A 19,553-nucleotide genomic window follows, 5' to 3' on the forward strand; every position below is an offset into this window, starting at 1 on the left:
TTCTAGGCGCCTCACCTCAACTCATTTTAAGATTGAACTTACCCAATCTTAAAATGGATTTTCGGTTACGGCAAGATGCCTCAGAAGTCTCGGCTTAGGAAACAATCAAATTCGCTATATTTATTCACATCCCTAAGTTATAAAATATGTTTTACCAACTCAATTTTACTGATTTATGTTGTATTAAAAGAGGCATTAATGTTCAAGGCTTTATGATCACACAACGAAAAAGGAGTTAAGCAATCCATTATTGCATAACGCCTTAATTTAATGCGACCAGTCCAATTTGACTGAGAGCCGAATTTATTGCAAGATTCACATTGCAATGGAGAAAAGCGAAATGAATTAAAATCAATCATAATAACATAACCAGTTTCTTCCTATTTTAATGAGGTAGGTAATGCATACAAAACGCTTCAAAAAACAAGCAGAACAGTGAACGTGCGTCGTTTACTTTCATTGTATGAGCTATAGTTTAAATGATAATAGAAACGAAACGATTATGATGTTATCCATACCAGTTATGAAATATAAAAAGAAAATGATTTTATTAATTCACTAATTATTTTTGATAGATTAATAGTTTGTCATATTTAATACTTGTAAAATTAAGCAATTAAAAAAGCAAGAATGATAGATAATAATATGAAACCCAGTTGTATCAATAATGCCCCTTTAATCCATGGTTGAACAATGTAAAAAGGCTTTTTAGGTGTTTTAGGATTAAAAAAATCATCATCTTTGTATAACACTTTTGTCTTTTGACGCATCAATTGGTATCTAAATTTTCTAAAACCATAACTTGTTGTGTCGAGAATGCCCTCTTGTATTACCAATAATATAAATAAAAAAATTCCAAAAATAAAGGAAATGACGAAAAATGTATTGATGAAATGAACCCACGAATGATAGGTGAAAAACCAAAAAATAACACTTAGTAAAATAGTAAGTATAGGGATAACAAACGTTTTAATATTGAAAAATTGCATGTGACCCATTCCTTTATATCGTTTTCAAGTATTGTAACTTAAAAGGCTTAAAAATGGTACATAAAGTCATCATGCAATAGCACGTTTTTTATATAAATTTTACAAATATTGTATAAATATTAACAATTACTTTAATACTCTAAATTAAAACAATATTGATTAAAATCTGACAAATGACTATAATGAAAATAATATTTCTGAAAATTTAGAAGGGAATGTTAATTTGGGCAAGGAGGAATCAACACATGATTAGGTACACATTAAAACGGTTGTTATATATGGTTATTTCATTATTAATCATTATTACAATCACATTTTTCTTAATGAAATTAATGCCAGGCTCGCCGTTTAATGATGAAAAGTTAAATGAAGAGCAAAAAACGATGTTGAATGAAAAATATGGACTTAATGATCCATTACCCGTTCAATACGCAAATTATATGAAAAATGTAGTTAAAGGAGATTTTGGTAATTCGTTCCAATATGATAATCAGCCTGTTTGGGAGTTAATCAAACCAAGATTAGTTCCATCATTTCAAATGGGGGTATTTGCTATGATTATTGGCGTGATTGTCGGAGTAATTTTGGGAGTGATTGCGGCGACCCGTCAAAATACGTGGGTCGATTATCTGGCGACCGTTATATCCGTTATTGCTATTTCGGTACCATCGTTTGTACTTGCAGTATTATTACAGTATGTTTTTGCAGTAAGACTTCAGTGGTTACCTGTTGCAGGATGGGAAGGGATATCTACAGCAATATTGCCATCTCTTGCTTTGTCTGCAGTTGTATTGGCAACTGTTGCACGATATATTCGAGCAGAAATGATTGAAGTTTTAAGTTCAGATTACATATTACTTGCAAGAGCAAAGGGGAACACGATGACAAAAGTATTATTTGGTCATGCCTTGAGAAATGCATTAATACCGGTTATTACCATCTTAGTCCCAATGTTAGCGAGCATATTAACAGGTACGTTGACAATTGAAAATATTTTCGGGGTTCCAGGGCTTGGTGATCAATTTGTGAGATCGATTACGACGAATGACTTTTCAGTGATTATGGCAATCACTTTACTTTTTAGTACGTTGTTTATTGTTTCCATTTTTATAGTGGACGTACTTTACGGATTAATTGATCCACGAATTCGTTTGCAAGGAGGTAAGAAATAATGGTGAAAGATAAACGCAACTTACCACATGATGACCATTCTGGTGCAACGGTTCAAATGTCAGGTGTTATCCATGAAGATTTCATTCGTACAGGTACACCAGAAAGTGGAGAACAAGAACTTCAACGAGAGGGACGTACATTTTGGCAAGATGCTTGGTCACAACTTAAACGAAATAAATTAGCGGTAATTGGAATGATTGGACTTATAACTATCATTTTATTCGCGTTAATCGGTCCTCTATTAAGTCGTCATGACTATGCTGAACAAGATGTCGAACGACGTAATTTACCGCCTAAAATTGCAGTCTTAGATCAAATCCCGTTTTTACCATTTGATGGTGAAGGGGTTGATGGCAATGCATATGAAAATGCTAATGTAAATGAAAACTTTTGGTTCGGAACGGATCAGCTCGGACGTGACTTATGGACGCGTACTTGGCAAGGGGCACAAGTTTCATTGTTTATAGGACTTGTTGCAGCGTTATTAGATATCTTTATCGGTGTCATTTATGGTGCGATATCAGGTTATTTTGGAGGACGTGTTGATGATATTATGCAACGTATCATTGAGATTATTTCATCGATACCGAACTTGATTGTCGTGATACTTTTCGTATTAATCTTTGAACCTTCAATATGGACTATTATACTTGCGATGACGATCACGGGATGGATTGGTATGAGTCGGGTAGTACGTGGGGAATTCTTAAAGCTAAAAAATCAAGAGTTTGTACTGGCATCTCGTACATTAGGGACATCAGACTTTAAGCTTATTTTCAAACATATTTTGCCTAACTCATTAGGAGCAATTATTGTCACATCGATGTTTACAGTACCGAGTGCTATCTTTTTTGAAGCTTTCTTAAGCTTTATCGGTATCGGTGTACCTGCACCTAAAACGTCACTAGGATCATTGGTGAACGAAGGGCGTGCAATGTTACTGATTCATCCGCATGAATTATTTATACCAGCAGTGATACTGAGTTTGCTTATTCTATTTTTCTATTTATTTAGTGATGGTCTACGCGATGCATTTGACCCTAAAATGCGGAAATAAAGGAGGCAAAAATAATGGAAAAACGCGTATTAGAAATCAACGACTTGCATGTCTCCTTTGATATTGAAGCAGGAGAAGTGCAAGCAGTTCGTGGTGTCGATTTATATTTAAACAAAGGGGAAACATTGGCGATTGTTGGAGAATCTGGATCAGGTAAATCGGTGACAACAAAAGCAATTACTAAACTTTTTCAAGGGCCGTCTGGGAGAATTAAAAAAGGTAATATTATTTTTAATGGAGAAGATTTAACGCAGAAAACGGAAAAAGAGCTTATGCGATTACGCGGAAAAGAAATATCCATGATTTTCCAAGATCCAATGACTTCGCTTAATCCGACAATGAAAATAGGAAAACAAGTCATGGAGCCAATTATTAAACATATCGGCTTGAACAAATCAGACGCAAAGAAACGTGCGATAGAATTGTTGGAGTTAGTAGGATTAAAGCGGGTCAAGGAGCGCTTTAATGCTTATCCTCACCAATTCTCAGGGGGGCAACGTCAACGTATTGTTATTGCTTTAGCACTTGCATGCGAACCTAAAATATTAATAGCAGATGAACCAACAACAGCACTTGATGTAACGATGCAAGCTCAAATATTAGATTTGATGAAAGAGTTACAGAAAAAAATCGATACATCAATTATTTTTATTACACATGACTTAGGTGTTGTTGCAAATGTAGCGGATCGTGTGGCTGTCATGTATGGTGGGCAAATGATTGAAACTGGAGATGTGAATGAGATTTTCTATGATCCAAGACATCCATATACTTGGGGATTATTGTCATCTATGCCTGATTTAGATACAAAAGGTGACGATGTATTACGCGCGATACCAGGATCGCCTCCAGACTTGATTCATCCTCCTAAAGGTGATGCGTTTGCGCCACGCAGCGAGTATGCTTTGGCAATTGATTTTAAAGAACCCCCACCTTGGTTTAAAGTATCGCCCACACATTTTGTACGTTCATGGTTACTTGATGAACGTGCACCTAAAGTGGATCCGCCACCCATGGTCCAACGAAAACAAAGGGTTATGCCACATAATTTTGAAAAACCAGAACGTGTAGAAAGGGTGTCGTTTTAATGGCTGAAAAAGAAATCTTAGTCGAAGTCAAAAATCTCAAACAATACTTCAATAAAGGTAAAAAAAATGAAGTGCGCGCCATTGATGATATTTCCTTTAAAATCTATAAAGGAGAAACATTTGGTCTTGTAGGTGAATCAGGTTCTGGTAAGTCAACAACAGGAAAAGCGATTATCAAATTGAATGATGTTACAGATGGACAAGTGTTGTATGAAGGCATTAATATACAAAATATTAAAAAGCGTAAAGATTTATTGAAGTTTAATAAAAAAATACAAATGATTTTCCAAGACCCTTACGCCTCATTAAATCCACGATTGAAAGTAATGGATATCGTGGCAGAAGGTATTGATATTCACGGTTTAGCAAAAGATCGTAAAGATCGAAAAAAACGTGTATACGACTTATTAGAGACGGTTGGGTTAAGAAAAAGTCATGCCAATCGCTATCCTCATGAATTTTCAGGGGGACAGCGTCAACGTATCGGAATAGCTAGAGCGTTAGCTGTTGAACCTGAATTCATTATAGCTGATGAACCTATCTCAGCATTAGACGTATCTATTCAGGCTCAAGTTGTGAACTTAATGCAAAAGTTACAAAAAGAACACGGCATTACTTTCTTATTTATTGCTCATGATTTATCGATGGTCAAATATATTTCAGATAGAATTGCGGTAATGCATTTAGGTCGTATTGTGGAGCTTGGAACAGCAGACGAAATTTATCATAATCCTGTACATCCTTACACAAAATCATTGCTATCTGCGGTACCACAGCCTGATCCCGATAGTGAACGAACACGAAAGCGAATAATATATGATGTGGACACATCAAAAGATGAAGTACGTTCATTTAGGTCTATTGCGCCAGACCATTATGTATTAGCAACAGACGACGAATTTGTGACATATCAAAATCAATTACAGAAGGTGCAAGCCTAATAGGAGAGGGGGAATGAATGTGAATGTAAAACGAAGCTTTAAGCTTATGATGATTGCATTATCAACATTGCTTATATTAGCAGCTTGTAGCAATGCAGAGGGGATTTATGATGACAAGGGTCAAGTATTTCGCAAAGTGATTCCACAAGATATGACGTCATTAGATCCGGCGAAAGTAACAGATCAAGTGAGTTTTGATATTTATAATCAAGTATACGAAGGTTTATATACATTAGACAAAGATGATCAAGCCATCCCAGGTGTCGCTAAAGAAGATCCAAAAGTGAGTGATGGAGGCAAAACATTTACAATTAACCTTAGAGAAGACGCCAAGTGGTCAAATGGGGATCCGGTAACGGCTCATGACTTTGAGTTCGCTTGGAAACGTGTACTAAATCCAGACACGGCTGCTGAATATGCGTACATCATGTATGATATTGAAAATGCAGAAGAAATTAATATGGGTAAGAAAGATCCTAGCACTCTAGGCGTGAAGGCATTGGATGATTACACATTGCAAATCAAACTCGTTAAACCGATACCTTATTTCCAAGAGATGTTAGCTTTTGGTACTTTTATGCCACAAAACGAAAAAGTAGTCAAAAAATATGGCGATCGCTATGGTACGTCTGCAGAGCGTTCGGTTTACAACGGTCCATTTAAAGTGAAAGATTGGGCTGTAGAAGACAAAATATTACTTGAAAAAAATGAAAACTATTGGGATAAAGATGCAGTCAAACTTGATAAAGTTAACTTTAAAGTATTAAAAGATGGACAAGCAGGAGCGTCTTTATATGATACAGGTTCTGTCGATGATACGACAATTTCAGCAGAACAAGTCGATAAATATAAGGATTCACCAGCGTTATTTAAACGTCTCTTATCCTCTACATTTTTCTTAAAACTAAACCAAGGTCAAGTGGATGCTTTCAAAAATGAAGATTTGAGAAAAGCTTTCTCACAAGCTATTGATAAGCAGGCCTACGTTAATTCAGTGTTGAATAATGGATCAGCACCAAGTGATAAGTTTACAGCTGAAGGTACGGCAAAAGCACCAAACGGAAAAGACTTTTCTGAACAAATTCATTCGGATTTAACTTATAATCCTGAAAAGGCTAAGAAGAACTTTGAAAAAGCGAAAAAAGAGTTAAAACAGGATACGTTCACATTTACATTAAATACAGAAGATACACCAGCATCAAAAATTTCAGCAGAGTTTATTAAAGCCCAAATTGAAAAGAACCTGCCGGGTGTAACTATTAAAATTCAACAATTGCCATTTAAACAGCGTGTCGCACGAGAACAAAGTGAAAATTATGAGATTTCATTGTCTGGTTGGGGACCTGATTATCCAGATCCTATGACTTTCTTAACAATTATGACAACTGGTAATGCCTCAAATAATACAGGTTGGTCGAACAAAGAATATGACGCGATGTTAAAAGAAGCAAATGGAAGCTTACTTCAAAAAGAAGATGAAAGAAATCAAGTTTTGATAGATGCGGAACAACTATTACTTGATGAAGCGCCTATTGCACCAATTTATCAAAAGGGTGAGGCGCATTTAACGAATCCACAAGTGAAAAATTTAATCTATCATTCTTCTGGTGGAGATACATCATTAAAACACGTTTATATTGATAAGCGTATTGACCGTGAAACAGGTAAAAAGAAAAAATAATCATTCAAAAAAAAGAGGCTAAGACATAATACTTCAGCAATCGAAAAACTTCGAGGTTTTCGTAAGAATTTACGAAAAATCTCGAAGTTTTCTTATAATGAGATGATTCATTCAATGATAGGAAAGTTTTTTTAATATTTTAATATAAAATTACATGTATATCACGTCGTATTGTTGGCGAGACGCCTGAGGGAATAGGATGAGCGTCGAGACCGCGGCTCGACCCATCCCCTAGGAAATGCGAGCCAAACAATACGAATGATTGATAAAATAACAGCATAGAGGTGATTCAATCGTGAATCATCTCTACGCTGTTATTTTGGGATTGATGTCCCAGACTGTTTTTTACTTTTATTTACGCTTACGACCAAGTCCCATTGCTTTTTCCATTTTTTTGAGCGTTTTGAATGAAGTTTGATGTGCTTTATCTCTGCCGGCATCTAATATAGTGTCTAATTCGTCTGATTCATAAAAAATACGGTATTTATCTTGGAAGTCAATCAAAAATTGTTCTACCACTTCAGCTAAATCACCTTTAAATGTACCATACCCTTGATCTTGATAACGCGCTTCTAACGATTCAATAGATTCATCTGTAAGGCTAGAGTAAATTGTTAATAAGTTTGAAATACCTGGCTTGTTTACCTTGTCATATTTAATAATGCCATCTGAATCAGTCACAGCACTTTTGATTTTTTTTGCTGCTAGGCGAGGTTCATCTAAAAGTGAGATGAAGTTCTTTTGATTATCGTCACTTTTACTCATTTTTTTGGTTGGGTCTTGTAAGCTCATCACACGACCACCAACTTTAGGCATTTGGATTTCAGGCTTAACTAAAATGTCATTGTAACGACTATTAAAACGATCAACTAAATTACGTGTGAGTTCAATGTGTTGTTTTTGATCATCACCTACGGGAACAATATCTGTGTTATAAAGAATGATATCAGCTGCCATAAGTGGTGGATATGTCAATAGTCCTGCTGGAATACCATCGTTTTGCTTTTGTGATTTATCTTTAAATTGAGTCATGCGTTCTAATTCACCAATTGATGAAATCGTTGTAAGCATCCAACCTGCTTGTACATGAGCAGGCACTTCTGATTGTATAAATAATGTTATTTTCTCTGGGTCAAGGCCTGATGCAAGATAGATTGCTGCAAGTTGACGCGTTTGCTTTCTTAATTTAAGTCTATCTTGAGGCACTGTTATGGCATGTTGATCTACAATACAAAAATAACAATCATAATCATTTTGAATATCAACAAATTGTTTCAAAGCACCTATATAGTTTCCTATTGTAGGGATACCACTAGGTTGTATCCCTGAAAATAAAGTCTTCATTATTAAGTTACCTTCTTTCCGATTGATATCTATAACCTATTGTAACAGTATTTCTTTTGATTGTAAGTTGTGATATGATAAATATATCAAATGAGTGAGACTTAGTTCATTGTTCATATCATACTAAAGTCTGATTATTTGAAATAATGAACAATTATTATGGTTTTCTCATTTAATTTTAATGTTAAAACCTTATAATATAATCATAACGTAAAATAAGAAGCAAGAGATGACACAAACTATCATTGAAGTGAGTATGTCTGAGCACTTATTTTTATTAAATTAGGAGAGTGAGATGTATGGTAACACTATTTACTTCACCAAGTTGCACATCTTGCCGTAAAGCGAAAGCATGGTTACAAGAACATGACATTCCGTATACGGAGCGAAATATTTTTTCAGAACATTTAACATTAGATGAAATTAAACAAATATTAAAAATGACTGAAGATGGTACAGATGAAATCATTTCTACACGTTCAAAAACATATCAAAAATTGAATGTAGACATTGATGCTTTACCGCTTCAAGATTTATATTCAATTATTCAACAAAATCCGGGTATTTTACGTAGACCTATTATTTTAGATGATAAGCGTCTTCAAGTGGGATACAACGAAGACGAAATTCGTCGTTTCTTACCTCGTACTGTACGTACGTTCCAACTTCAAGAAGCACAACGTATGGTCGACTAAATAAATATTGTGTAGCATGATTTCTACGTCTTGATAGGTTAGATGATATCTTCATAATGAAAAACGTTTGTTGCGTATACTTAACAAATGGTTCTAAACATGAAATTTCTAAATCTTTCAACGTAATGATGTGTTGTGAGTAGGGTTTCCGCTATATGGGGGGACTCTACTCTTTTTGTGGTTTTATCTTATTGCATAGAAGAGTCTATGACTACTTTATGTTATGATAAAAGTGTAGGAATGTATATAAAATGATATATATAATCAAAACGATTGTAATTTTATTGCTTGTCTAATACAATAGTGATACTATTCATCGACTGTAAGGAGTGAGATGATATGAGAATAGAACGTATAGATGATATGACTGTTAAACTATTTATCACATATACAGATATTGAGGCACGCGGATTTAAACGTGAAGATTTATGGACAAATCGTAAACGAGGCGAAGAGTTCTTCTGGTCAGTAATGGAAGAGGTCAATGAAGAGGAAGATTTCGTAGTTGAAGGGCCTTTATGGATTCAAGTGCATGCTTTTGAAAAAGGTGTCGAGGTTACGATATCTAAATCTAAAAATGAAGATATTGTGAATATGTCTGAAGAGGACAGTGCTTTCGATGAATTGGATAACCAACTTAATGAACTGTTATCGCAATCACTCAAAGAAGAAAATGAAGAGAGTGATTCAAAAGAAGTGTCTTCGCAATCTCAATATTCAAAAGCAACAAGTAAAGGGCGAAATAATCGAGTGATGCCACGTACTGTCATTTTCAAATTTGACAGTTTAGAAGCCATTATTGAATATGCATATCGAAATAATCAAAGCTTAACGCAATTTGAAGATTTGTTGTACATGCTAGATCACCAATATTACTATGTTGTACATTTTGATGATACAGTATCTGAAACAGAGATTCATGATTATTACGGTCAAATTTTAGAATTTGCAGCTCCTAGTGACACGACACAGCTGTATTTAGATGATTACGGTAAAATTGTCATGAGCCATAACGTTATAGATCAAGTTAAGCGCTATTTTCCACTCGATGATTAATATCAGAAATACTCGTATCATGTTATGATTGAAAACTATAATTCGAATGGAATAGCATCGCAACAGTTTCTAACGAATGCTGGCTTAATTGGAGATAGTAATCTCCAACGTAAGTCAGCTTTTTTATTTGAAAGTAAATTTTAAGTCATTAGCGTGTATACATATAAGGAGGTCTTATATGTTAACCGCATTAAATCAAAAGCATCAAAAAGTGTTAGCACAACATGCATTAAAGGCGGAGTGTTATTATTGCCCTATTTGTAAAGAAAAGGTTATACTGCGGCAAGGACAACATAAAATAGCGCATTTTGCACATCAAAAAGATTGTACATCTCACTTTAAATATCAATCCGAATCTTTTGAACATCTTCAGTATAAGATGCACTTATATCAACAATTTTTAAATCAAGGATATTCTGTGCGTGTGGAAGAATGGATTCCGTATATACAACAAGTACCGGATATTATAGTAGGTCAAACAGCAATTGAAGTACAGTTAAGCTCTATTTCTCCTAATCAATTGCAAAATCGAACGAACGGACTAATAAAAGCTGGATATGACGTTATTTGGTTAACTCGTTTACCTGTAACAAATAAAGGGCTTTTTCAATTGAGCCAATTGCATCAAACATGTATCAATATATCCAAACGGGAATTATTGTGTATTGAGCCAAGCACTCTCGATTTGATTCGATTAACCCATCTTATCCCCATTACTTCTAAACAATTTTATGCTCAAAAGGAAGTGATGACAGTCGTCCAATGTGTGAACATGACATCGCCCTCATATGAAAACCATTGTCCAGTGCGAAAATTATCAACTTCACGAATTCTTTCTTATTTAGCCCAATGTAGACGAAAAAATAGTGTGTTAGAACCCACTTTATCTTTAGCTTATCGACTACAACTATCGGATACGCAAATATGCAAGCTAACAGGCTATTTGTTTCCCGAACAATTATACTTTCACACGCATCCAGTACTTTGGCAATTAACCATTCTCTATTGTCTCCAGTGTAAGGTGCCTGCAAATGAATCACTCAAAGAATTGATGAAAATCAGATCATTTTATCATTTTAATATTCAAATAGAAGAGATCATTCAAGTGATTATCCGAAAATATTGTAAATTTTTAAAAATATGAGGATATGATGTGCATTGTTTGCATGAAAATGAGAAAATAAAATAAGTCTATTCGTTTAGAGGAGGAATATATGATGAGCCAACAATTAACGAGAGAAGAACAGGAAAAAAAATATCCTAAATATACTTGGGATTTAACGACTATTTTTGAAAGTGACGAAGCTTGGGAAGAAGCGTTTAAGACTGTTGAGAAATATATAGGTCAAGAAGAGAAGTTTAAAGGTCATCTTGGTGATGATGCAGAAACGTTATATCAAGCGCTTTTGTTAGAAGATGAAGTGGAGACAGAACTTGAAGCAGTCTATGTTTATGCGCATTTAAAACAAGACCAAGATACTGCAAATGACAAATATACAGGTTTTGAAGCGCGAGCACATCAGCTGGCGATTAAATTGAGTTCAGCTTGGAGTTTCTTAGTCCCAGAATTACTACAAATTGATGAGGAGACGCTCCAATCATTTGTTAAATCACATGAAGGGTTGAAGCGATTTGAGTTTGATTTAGAATTGCTTAATAAACAGCGACCACATGTGCTTGATGCTGATAAAGAGAAGTTGTTAACAGAAGCACAAGACGCGCTTTCAACACCGGGAAATGTATTTAGTATGTTTGATAATGCGGATTTACAGTTTGAAGATGTGACAGACAAAGATGGGCAAAAGCATCCATTGACACAAGGAACTTTTATTAAATATTTAGAGTCTGATGATAGAGTTTTAAGAGAGTCTGCATATCGTAATGTGTATAAAGCATATGGTGCATACAATAATACATTAAGTGCAACACTCGCAGGTGAAGTCAAAAAGCATGTTTTTAATGCACGTTCACACAACTATAAAACAGCACGAGAAAAAGCATTGAGTAATAATCATATTCCGGAAGCAGTTTATGATAATTTAGTCAAAACTGTTCATCAGTATTTACCATTGTTACATCGTTACACTAAGTTACGTCAAGAATTACTAGGTATTGATGATTTGAAAATGTATGATATGTATACACCAATGGTTAAAGATATTAAATTTGAAATGCCATATGATGAGGCAGTAGAGTGGATGATTAAAGGTTTAGAACCAATGGGTGAAACATACTTAAACGTAGTAAAAGAAGGTCTTGAAAACCGCTGGGTAGATGTATATGAAAATAAAGGTAAACGATCAGGAGGTTATTCATCAGGTGCGCACAAGACGAATCCGTTTATTTTACTAAACTGGTCAGAAACTGTGTCAGATCTTTATACACTTGTACATGAATTTGGGCATTCAGCGCATAGTTACTTTAGTCGTAAATATCAGCCTTCTAATTATAGTGATTATTCTATCTTTGTGGCTGAAGTGGCATCTACATGTAATGAAGCGTTATTAAGTCATTATATGGATCAACACTTAGATGATAAACGTCGTCTTTTATTGCTTAACCAAGAATTAGAGCGTTTTCGTGCAACATTATTCCGTCAAACCATGTTTGCAGAATTTGAACATAAAATTCATCAAATTGAAGAAGCAGGAGAGCCATTGACTGCAAATCGCATGAATGAAGAATATGCAAAACTTAACCGTTTATACTTTGGAGACACTGTTGAAACTGACGAAAATATCAGTAAAGAGTGGTCACGTATTCCACACTTTTATATGAATTATTACGTTTACCAATATGCAACAGGTTATAGTGCAGCGCAAAGTTTAAGTCATCAAATTTTAACTGAAGGTAAACCTGCAGTGGAAAGATATATTAACGAATTTTTGAAAAAAGGAAGTTCAAATTATCCGATTGAAATTTTAAAAAATGCTGGCGTAGACATGACAACGCCTCAGCCGATAGTAGATGCATGCAAAGTATTTGAACAAAAATTAGATGCTTTTGAAAAATTAATGAAAGCTTGATAAGAGTGAATTCGTTTACATTATGGCGGAATTGTGAAATGTTTAATTTTTGTGAGTTAAAGGGTTGAAACATGGGAATACACATGTTATATTAACAGCATGAAATTAATCACATAACAAACATACCCCTTTGTTTGAAGTGAAAAATTTCTCCCATCCCCTTTGTTTAGCGCCGTGTCAGAACACGGCGTTTTTTTATTAATGACTTCAGTCAGTTGAGCACGTAAAACGTGCGAAACAATAAACCACCTGCTATGCGGGTGGGCAACAAAAGTTATACTAAAAAAATCCCTGCTTAGCGTTATAATTAAGGTGTTCAAGCCAAATTAATAACGAAAGTAGGGATTTTTTATGGCTAATAAAGCCAAGAGTTTAGCACATACAAAATGGATGTGTAAATACCACATTGTATTTACTCCAAAGTATAGAAGAAAAATCATATACAATCAATACAGACCATCAATTATTGAAATTATAAAGTTATTGTGCAAATACAAAGGTGTGGAGATTATAGAAGGACATATGATGCCAGATCATGCACATCTATTAGTGAGCATCCCACCCAAAATAAGCGTTTCAAGCTTTATGGGGTATTTAAAAGGTAAAAGCGCTTTGATGATATTTGATAGACATGCAAATTTGAAATACAAATTTGGAAATCGTCACTTTTGGGCAGAAGGGTATTATGTAAGTACAGTTGGATTAAATGAAGCCACGATAAAAAAATATATACAGAATCAAGAAAAACACGATAAAGCGATTGATAAGTTGAGCGTAAGAGAATATGAAGACCCTTTTAAGGGTTATTGAAGTTAGTCAAAAGCCTCTTTAGAGGCTAGCTAAAGAGACAATGGCATTTTGGCTTGAGCATGAAATGAAAAAGCCAGCGCCTTTAGACGCTAGCCGGTAAAGCGGGCTTATAGCCCAAGAGCAAACCACCCGTTTTACGGGTGGTCCTGATTATTCAAAGACTTTATTTAATACTTCATGAATTCAAAATCATTTCATTTGTAGAAGTTCACAAAAAGCGTATCATAACAAACAACAGGCTGGGACATAAATATCTCGAAGTTTTCTTATAATGAGATGATTAATGCAATGATACGAAAGTGTCTTTTTTTAAAGTATTTTAATGTAAAATTACATGTATATCATGTCGTATTGTTGGCGAGACGCCTGAGGGAATAGGATGAGCATCGAGACCGCGGCTCGACCCATCCCCTAGGAAATGCGAGCCAAACAATGGTTCTATAGTAAATCGGACTGGTGTATAAATAATTTCATTTATTTGATTGTTCCATAAAGCCTCGCTTTTCTAGGCGCCTCACCTCAACTCATTTTAAGATTGAACTTACCCAATCTTAAAATGGATTTTCGGTTACGGCAAGATGCCTCAGAAGTCTCGGCTTAGGAATCAATCAAATGTGCTATATTTATTCACACCCCTAAGTTATAAAGTATGTTTTACTAACTCAATTTTACTGATTTATGTCGTATTAAAAGAGGCATTAATGTTCAAGACTTTATGATCACACAACGAAAAAGGCGTTAAGCAATCCATTATTGCATAACGCCTTAATTTAATGCGACCAGTCCAATTTGACTGAGAGCCCAAACAATACGAATGATTGATAAAAGAAAAGCGTAGAGATGATTCAATCATGAATCATCTCTACGCTGTTATTTTGGGATTGATGTCCCAGACTCGTAACGTTATCAAAGCATATTAGTAAGCTGAAATGACAAACTACATTTTGGATTTCCAAAACTCTCCATTTGGGTAGGTTAACTTTTCAACTTTTTGTTGTAAGATTAACTTCTTTAATTCTTTTTTTAAGGTTTTTTCAGGCCATTCATATATTGTTAACAGTTCTTCTTCCGTCACCAGCTGCTTTTGATGAATATAGTCTGCAAGTTTTGGTGGGAGGTTCTTTTCTATAGGTTTGCCCATCATTTCATTGATAATATATGTGTATATATGATACGGGTAAAGTCCCTCAACTTTCAAGCCTTCTTCTTGAATATCTTCATTAAAAAAAACTAATGATGGCGCCGTTTCGACTTCCATTTCTCTTGCAATGTGCAAATCAACTTTTAAACTTTCTCTTAACTGCCCATTCTTTAAATCATCTTGGTATACATCAAAGTCTAAACCAGCATTGATTATACATTTGCCAATCATTTCTTCAGTTACAATATCGCGCTTTGGTATGATTTCATTTTGTATTAAATGCATAAAACGATGTGCACGTGCACGACCTTGTAATTCCGCGGCTTTAAATGCAAGTGCGATATTATCACGATCTGAAGTGCTTTGTGCTTGGCATTTTGTAAGCACGCGTAAAGACGGGTTTAATATATGTCGAATACGGATGTATTGACGGTATTCAATTCTGAGTTTAGACAGTACAGCAGAAAGTTTAAAACTTTCTTGACTGAATGGATCAAAAAAAGAGTATATCTCAATTTTATTCACAGGTGAAAGATTTGAATCTTCACGACAACTATCCATTAAAACGCGTAATTCTTCAGTCATGTTTTTCACCTTCAATTAATTTTCAATATTAACCATATGATTCGCAGTTAAGCGGAGTCGTTCATATAGGTACGCACCAGCATTGTGCGGAAAGTTAGCAGTTTCAATTGCAATGGCCATATTCTCAAGCCATGCCTCTTTTGCAGCGTAATCAATTGGGAATGGAAGATGACGCTGTCTGAGCATAGGATGACCATGTTCTTCTGTATATAAATTCGGACCACCGAGAAACTGTGTTAAAAATTGTTTTTGCTTACGTGCAGTTTCGGCAAAGTCTCCAGGAAACAAATGATTAATACGAGAATCTTGTTCAACAAGTAAATAAAAATGATCAATCATTTTGTCTAAGGCTTCTTGGCCAATCACTTCATAAGGCGTTTTTGTCATTTAAATCACCAATTTAGTTTCATTATATACTTAAATAATAACATGAATTTTTACATTTCAAAGTAAAAACACTTATACGAGGCACGTTTGTGATAGAAACGCGCAGTTAATATGGAAATTTCATTTTATAGCGATGCCAATAAGGTGTACTAGTCATTTGCTCATTCAGTTTGAGATTTCAAAAAGTGTTTACGCTCGAAAAAACGCTGAACCTTATTGAGAGGTGGCTGATGTTGAATTTCAAATTGTTCAAGTATATCTTGGAACGCTAATAATCCTTGTTGATATGTGTTAACCTCAAATTCTAGCTCGTAATCCTCAGTATCAAGATATAAACTATGATCAAGGACAAGAAGACCACTGGGTAGTTGTTTTTCTAGTCGATGTGTTTCGAGAGCGCCTAGAATGCCCAATTGATGGACGTCAATTGCTTTCTTGTTCAGGACAGTCAGTATCTCTTGAGATAATAACTTGTATGATAGATTGACGCTGGCAGATGGTAAACTGCTTATTGGCGTGTTATATTCTGTTAAGCCCACACTATCTGGCACTTTTAGAGTTAATTCAAAATTTGAGTTGCCTTTCTCTCGAATTCTCAATGCCATTTGATGTTTAGAAATTTGCATATCAGGCGTATCGATATAATAATTTTTCTGACTGAATGGATCTTGATTTTGAAAATAAGTGTTTTTAATTTTTTGGTATTGATGTGCATCTAATAGTTGTTTAAATTCAATTTCTTTTTCAATTGACATGTAGGGTCCCCCTAACGCTTAAAATGAATGATTATTGATAAATTATGACTGAAAATCATTTTATTTAAAAGTAATTCATATATAGTTATTCAAAAATGAGGTGGACGTTAAATTATGTTAAACTATAACTTGATGAGGAGGAATGAGTATGCGTATTTATGTCAATGAAATTAAAATACAAGATAATCAGATCTTGTGTTATACAGACCAATCTATAGAAGGATTTACAGAAGCGGGCCAAATGATAGTGGATAGTGATAATTATGCTTTTGTTTGTTTATTAGATGACGGTTCATCCTATTCCTATTTGATTTTTGTTCAAGAAACATGGTCGATGTTACATCATAATCGAGACAAGCAGTTATTAATTAATGATACACTGAAGCTTGAACATTTCCATGAAGAGTTAGATTATTTATTAGACAATATACAAGGTAACTCCAATTACGGCAAAGATTTTGTTGCAGCTGTAGAAGATATTTTTGAATTAGTATGAAGCGGAGTGAACAATTATGAATCAATGGGAAATTTTTCTAGCGCCTTATCGACAAGCGATTGAAGAGCTTAAAGTAAAACTTAAAGGGTTGCGTAAACAATATGAGGTAACTGAGCATAATGCACCAATCGAATTTGTGACTGGACGTGTTAAACCAATCACAAGTATTATTGATAAGGCGAATAAAAGGGGTATACCGTATGACCGTTTAAGTGACGAGATGTATGACATTGCGGGATTGCGTATGATGTGTCAATTTGTTGATGATATTGATAAAGTAGTTGAGTTGTTACGTCAGCGTGAAGATTTCAGAGTTGTTGAAGAACGTGATTATATTAATAACACAAAACAAAGTGGATATCGTTCATATCATGTGATTATTGAATATCCTATTGAAACATTAAACGGAACGAAATCGATTTTAGCTGAAATACAAATTCGGACGTTAGCCATGAATTTTTGGGCGACCATTGAACATACACTTAGATACAAATATGATGGAGATTATCCTCCTGAAATTCAAACGAGACTTGAACGAGCAGCAGAAGCCGCATTTTTATTAGATGAAGAGATGTCTGAAATTAAAGATGAAATTCAAGAAGCTCAAAAATACTATTCAAAAAAACGAGCTAAAAAACATGAGAGTCGCGAGGTGGAGTAATGCGTTATGCGATTTTGTCTAAAGGTGATTCGAAATCAGATGCGCTTAAGCATAAGATGAAAACCCATATGAAGGATTTTAAGATGGTTGAAGATGTAGAAAATCCTGAAATCGTCATTTCTGTTGGAGGCGATGGGACATTACTACAAGCATTTCACCAATATAGTCATATGTTAGCTAGATGTGCTTTTGTAGGGATACATACAGGCCATTTAGGATTTTATGCAGATTGGCTACCACACGAAGTTGAAAAGTTAATTATAGAAATTAATAACTCAGAGTTTCAGGTGATTGAGTACCCATTGTTAGAGATGATTGTACGATATAATGATAAAGGTTATGAAACGCGTTACTTAGCTTTGAATGAAGCAACAATGAAAACCGAAAATGGAACGACTTTAGTAGTTGATTTAGATATACGTGGCCAACATTTTGAGCGTTTTCGAGGTGATGGGTTGTGTATATCGACACCATCTGGTTCTACGGCTTATAATAAAGCATTAGGCGGTGCTTTAATTCATCCTTCACTTGAAGCCATTCAAATTGCTGAAATTGCTTCGATTAATAATAGGGTATTTAGAACTGTAGGCTCTCCTCTAGTTTTACCAAAGCATCATACATGCCACGTTAAACCGGTCAATCATGATGTTATCTTAACAACTATTGATCATGTAAGTGTGAAACATAAAAATGTAAATACCATTCAGTACAGAGTCGCAAATGAAAAAATCCGTTTTGCTCGATTTAGACCATTTCCGTTTTGGAAAAGGGTACATGATTCCTTTATCTCAAGTGGTGAAGAAGTGTGATATTTGAATATAATGTACAATCACCTGTAACGTTAAAAACGTTTTTATATGAGCAAAACTTTTCTAAAAAAACGATTAGCGCCATTAAACAAGATGGCGCTTTACTTGTTAACAATACCCCAAAAACTGTTCGGCATCAATTAAGCATAGGAGATATGGTTGTTGTCAAGTTGCCGCGAGAAGTACCGAGCGGGAACCTTATTCCTTTTGATAAACCGTTAGATATTTTGTACGAAGATGAATGGTTATTAATCGTTAATAAATCGCATTATCAGAATTGCGGCCCTTCGAGAGAGCATCCTCATGAAAGCCTTGTTGAGCAAGTGTTAGCATATATGCAACAACACGATGAGTCTGGTATCCCGCATATAATAACACGACTTGATCGTCATACTATGGGGATTGTCATTATTGCAAAATCTCGACACATACATCATCTCATGTCGACGATATCCATTACAAAGCTTTATGAATGTATTTGTAAAGGCGTTTTAACGGAACCCGGTGTGATTGAACAACCGATTGCTAGACATTCCGAAAGCATTATTGAAAGAGTGGTTTCAAATAATGGGAAGTATGCAAAAACATTATATTGGCCAATCCAAAATAATGAGATGTATACCTTATGTCGTGTAAAACTTGAAACAGGGCGAACACACCAAATTCGTGTCCATTTTAAACATATTGGACATCCTTTAGTGGGGGACTATTTATATGGAGAAGTACATCCTTACTACAAAACACAATTATTGAAATGTGCTGAAGTCATTTTTGTCCACCCAATTACGAAAAAAGAAGTTTGTATTCAAACTGCAAAACCTCAGTTGGTTCATATTTTACAAACTTTATCATAGAAAAT

The 19,553-nt window shown here is 34.8% G+C and carries 19 protein-coding genes; 14 read left to right on the forward strand and 5 right to left on the reverse strand.

Annotation, left to right across the window (positions count from 1 at the left end):
* Positions 1–608: 608 nt before the first annotated feature.
* Positions 609–998, reverse strand: a complete 390-nt coding sequence (locus C7J90_RS06645; protein WP_319946182.1) for a DUF3899 domain-containing protein — start codon at positions 996–998, stop codon at positions 609–611.
* A 236-nt stretch (positions 999–1,234) separates the two neighbouring features.
* Here C7J90_RS06645 and opp3b point away from each other — a divergent pair, with 236 nt between their 5' ends.
* The 5 genes from opp3b to C7J90_RS06670 are packed head-to-tail and all read left to right on the forward strand — an operon-like array spanning position 1,235 to position 6,929.
* Positions 1,235–2,161, forward strand: a complete 927-nt coding sequence (gene opp3b, locus C7J90_RS06650; protein WP_103210541.1) for an oligopeptide ABC transporter permease — start codon at positions 1,235–1,237, stop codon at positions 2,159–2,161.
* Between the two features lie 56 nt (positions 2,162–2,217).
* Positions 2,218–3,219 (forward strand): oligopeptide ABC transporter permease, encoded by a 1,002-nt coding sequence (gene opp3C, locus C7J90_RS06655; protein WP_416060880.1) that lies wholly within the window; start codon positions 2,218–2,220, stop codon positions 3,217–3,219.
* 14 nt (positions 3,220–3,233) lie between these two features.
* On the forward strand, positions 3,234–4,307 hold the full coding sequence (locus C7J90_RS06660; RefSeq protein WP_103210544.1) for an ABC transporter ATP-binding protein: 1,074 nt from the start codon (positions 3,234–3,236) through the stop codon (positions 4,305–4,307).
* On the forward strand, positions 4,307–5,248 hold the full coding sequence (locus C7J90_RS06665) for an ABC transporter ATP-binding protein (protein WP_103210546.1): 942 nt from the start codon (positions 4,307–4,309) through the stop codon (positions 5,246–5,248). The genes C7J90_RS06660 and C7J90_RS06665 overlap by 1 nt, the downstream gene beginning before the upstream one ends.
* Positions 5,249–5,294: 46 nt before the next feature.
* Positions 5,295–6,929: a peptide ABC transporter substrate-binding protein gene (locus tag C7J90_RS06670; RefSeq protein ID WP_240622328.1), complete on the forward strand. Its 1,635-nt coding sequence runs from the start codon at positions 5,295–5,297 to the stop codon at positions 6,927–6,929.
* A gap of 351 nt (positions 6,930–7,280) precedes the next feature.
* Here C7J90_RS06670 and trpS read toward each other — a convergent pair whose 3' ends face one another.
* Entirely contained in the window at positions 7,281–8,273 is a 993-nt protein-coding gene (gene trpS / locus C7J90_RS06675; RefSeq protein WP_103210549.1) for a tryptophan--tRNA ligase, read from the reverse strand.
* 299 nt (positions 8,274–8,572) lie between these two features.
* On the opposite strand from trpS, the gene spxA reads away from it, so the two are divergent.
* From spxA to tnpA, 5 genes are all read left to right on the forward strand, one after another.
* The gene (spxA, locus tag C7J90_RS06680) at positions 8,573–8,968 is read left to right on the forward strand and encodes a transcriptional regulator SpxA (protein WP_103210550.1); all 396 of its coding nucleotides are present in this window, start codon (positions 8,573–8,575) and stop codon (positions 8,966–8,968) included.
* Positions 8,969–9,307: 339 nt separating this feature from the next.
* Entirely contained in the window at positions 9,308–10,024 is a 717-nt protein-coding gene (locus C7J90_RS06685; protein WP_103210552.1) for an adaptor protein MecA, read from the forward strand.
* Positions 10,025–10,202: 178 nt separating this feature from the next.
* Complete coding sequence (locus tag C7J90_RS06690) at positions 10,203–11,168, forward strand: competence protein CoiA (protein WP_103210553.1); 966 nt, start codon at positions 10,203–10,205, stop codon at positions 11,166–11,168.
* Positions 11,169–11,241: 73 nt separating this feature from the next.
* Positions 11,242–13,050: an oligoendopeptidase F gene (pepF, locus tag C7J90_RS06695; RefSeq protein ID WP_103210555.1), complete on the forward strand. Its 1,809-nt coding sequence runs from the start codon at positions 11,242–11,244 to the stop codon at positions 13,048–13,050.
* A 351-nt stretch (positions 13,051–13,401) separates the two neighbouring features.
* Positions 13,402–13,860, forward strand: a complete 459-nt coding sequence (gene tnpA / locus C7J90_RS06700) for an IS200/IS605 family transposase (protein WP_106465116.1) — start codon at positions 13,402–13,404, stop codon at positions 13,858–13,860.
* A 937-nt stretch (positions 13,861–14,797) separates the two neighbouring features.
* On the opposite strand, the gene yjbH is transcribed toward tnpA, so the two are convergent.
* From yjbH to C7J90_RS06715, 3 genes are all read right to left on the reverse strand, one after another.
* Positions 14,798–15,586 carry a protease adaptor protein YjbH gene (yjbH, locus tag C7J90_RS06705; RefSeq protein WP_103210367.1) on the reverse strand — a complete coding sequence of 263 codons (789 nt, stop codon included), beginning with the start codon at positions 15,584–15,586 and terminating at the stop codon, positions 14,798–14,800.
* A gap of 15 nt (positions 15,587–15,601) precedes the next feature.
* Positions 15,602–15,973 (reverse strand): truncated hemoglobin YjbI, encoded by a 372-nt coding sequence (locus C7J90_RS06710; protein ID WP_103210364.1) that lies wholly within the window; start codon positions 15,971–15,973, stop codon positions 15,602–15,604.
* 161 nt (positions 15,974–16,134) lie between these two features.
* Positions 16,135–16,728: a CYTH domain-containing protein gene (locus C7J90_RS06715; protein ID WP_103210362.1), complete on the reverse strand. Its 594-nt coding sequence runs from the start codon at positions 16,726–16,728 to the stop codon at positions 16,135–16,137.
* A 148-nt stretch (positions 16,729–16,876) separates the two neighbouring features.
* Here C7J90_RS06715 and C7J90_RS06720 point away from each other — a divergent pair, with 148 nt between their 5' ends.
* The 4 genes from C7J90_RS06720 to C7J90_RS06735 are packed head-to-tail and all read left to right on the forward strand — an operon-like array spanning position 16,877 to position 19,548.
* Positions 16,877–17,224: a UPF0738 family protein gene (locus C7J90_RS06720; protein WP_103210361.1), complete on the forward strand. Its 348-nt coding sequence runs from the start codon at positions 16,877–16,879 to the stop codon at positions 17,222–17,224.
* A 16-nt stretch (positions 17,225–17,240) separates the two neighbouring features.
* Complete coding sequence (yjbM, locus tag C7J90_RS06725) at positions 17,241–17,885, forward strand: GTP diphosphokinase (RefSeq protein ID WP_103210359.1); 645 nt, start codon at positions 17,241–17,243, stop codon at positions 17,883–17,885.
* Complete coding sequence (locus C7J90_RS06730) at positions 17,885–18,694, forward strand: NAD kinase (protein ID WP_103210357.1); 810 nt, start codon at positions 17,885–17,887, stop codon at positions 18,692–18,694. Before yjbM ends, C7J90_RS06730 begins: the two co-directional genes overlap by 1 nt.
* Positions 18,691–19,548, forward strand: coding sequence for an RluA family pseudouridine synthase (locus C7J90_RS06735; RefSeq protein ID WP_103210355.1), 858 nt, complete (start codon positions 18,691–18,693; stop codon positions 19,546–19,548). The genes C7J90_RS06730 and C7J90_RS06735 overlap by 4 nt, the downstream gene beginning before the upstream one ends.
* Positions 19,549–19,553 lie beyond the last annotated feature (5 nt).

Origin of the sequence: Staphylococcus felis, assembly GCF_003012915.1 — a bacterium.
Classification (GTDB): Bacteria; Bacillota; Bacilli; order Staphylococcales; family Staphylococcaceae; genus Staphylococcus; species Staphylococcus felis.

Coding starts and splice junctions, on each gene's coding strand:
- C7J90_RS06665 (WP_103210546.1), top strand. CDS start 4,307: ATGGCTGAAAAAGAAATCTTAGTCGAAGTCAAAAATCTCAAACAATAC.
- opp3C (WP_416060880.1), top strand. CDS start 2,218: ATGTCAGGTGTTATCCATGAAGATTTCATTCGTACAGGTACACCAGAA.
- C7J90_RS06670 (WP_240622328.1), top strand. CDS start 5,295: ATGATGATTGCATTATCAACATTGCTTATATTAGCAGCTTGTAGCAAT.
- C7J90_RS06710 (WP_103210364.1), bottom strand. CDS start 15,973: ATGACAAAAACGCCTTATGAAGTGATTGGCCAAGAAGCCTTAGACAAA.
- C7J90_RS06690 (WP_103210553.1), top strand. CDS start 10,203: ATGTTAACCGCATTAAATCAAAAGCATCAAAAAGTGTTAGCACAACAT.
- pepF (WP_103210555.1), top strand. CDS start 11,242: ATGAGCCAACAATTAACGAGAGAAGAACAGGAAAAAAAATATCCTAAA.
- yjbH (WP_103210367.1), bottom strand. CDS start 15,586: ATGACTGAAGAATTACGCGTTTTAATGGATAGTTGTCGTGAAGATTCA.
- C7J90_RS06720 (WP_103210361.1), top strand. CDS start 16,877: ATGCGTATTTATGTCAATGAAATTAAAATACAAGATAATCAGATCTTG.
- trpS (WP_103210549.1), bottom strand. CDS start 8,273: ATGAAGACTTTATTTTCAGGGATACAACCTAGTGGTATCCCTACAATA.
- opp3b (WP_103210541.1), top strand. CDS start 1,235: ATGATTAGGTACACATTAAAACGGTTGTTATATATGGTTATTTCATTA.
- C7J90_RS06660 (WP_103210544.1), top strand. CDS start 3,234: ATGGAAAAACGCGTATTAGAAATCAACGACTTGCATGTCTCCTTTGAT.
- C7J90_RS06645 (WP_319946182.1), bottom strand. CDS start 998: ATGGGTCACATGCAATTTTTCAATATTAAAACGTTTGTTATCCCTATA.
- C7J90_RS06685 (WP_103210552.1), top strand. CDS start 9,308: ATGAGAATAGAACGTATAGATGATATGACTGTTAAACTATTTATCACA.
- C7J90_RS06730 (WP_103210357.1), top strand. CDS start 17,885: ATGCGTTATGCGATTTTGTCTAAAGGTGATTCGAAATCAGATGCGCTT.
- spxA (WP_103210550.1), top strand. CDS start 8,573: ATGGTAACACTATTTACTTCACCAAGTTGCACATCTTGCCGTAAAGCG.
- tnpA (WP_106465116.1), top strand. CDS start 13,402: ATGGCTAATAAAGCCAAGAGTTTAGCACATACAAAATGGATGTGTAAA.
- yjbM (WP_103210359.1), top strand. CDS start 17,241: ATGAATCAATGGGAAATTTTTCTAGCGCCTTATCGACAAGCGATTGAA.
- C7J90_RS06715 (WP_103210362.1), bottom strand. CDS start 16,728: ATGTCAATTGAAAAAGAAATTGAATTTAAACAACTATTAGATGCACAT.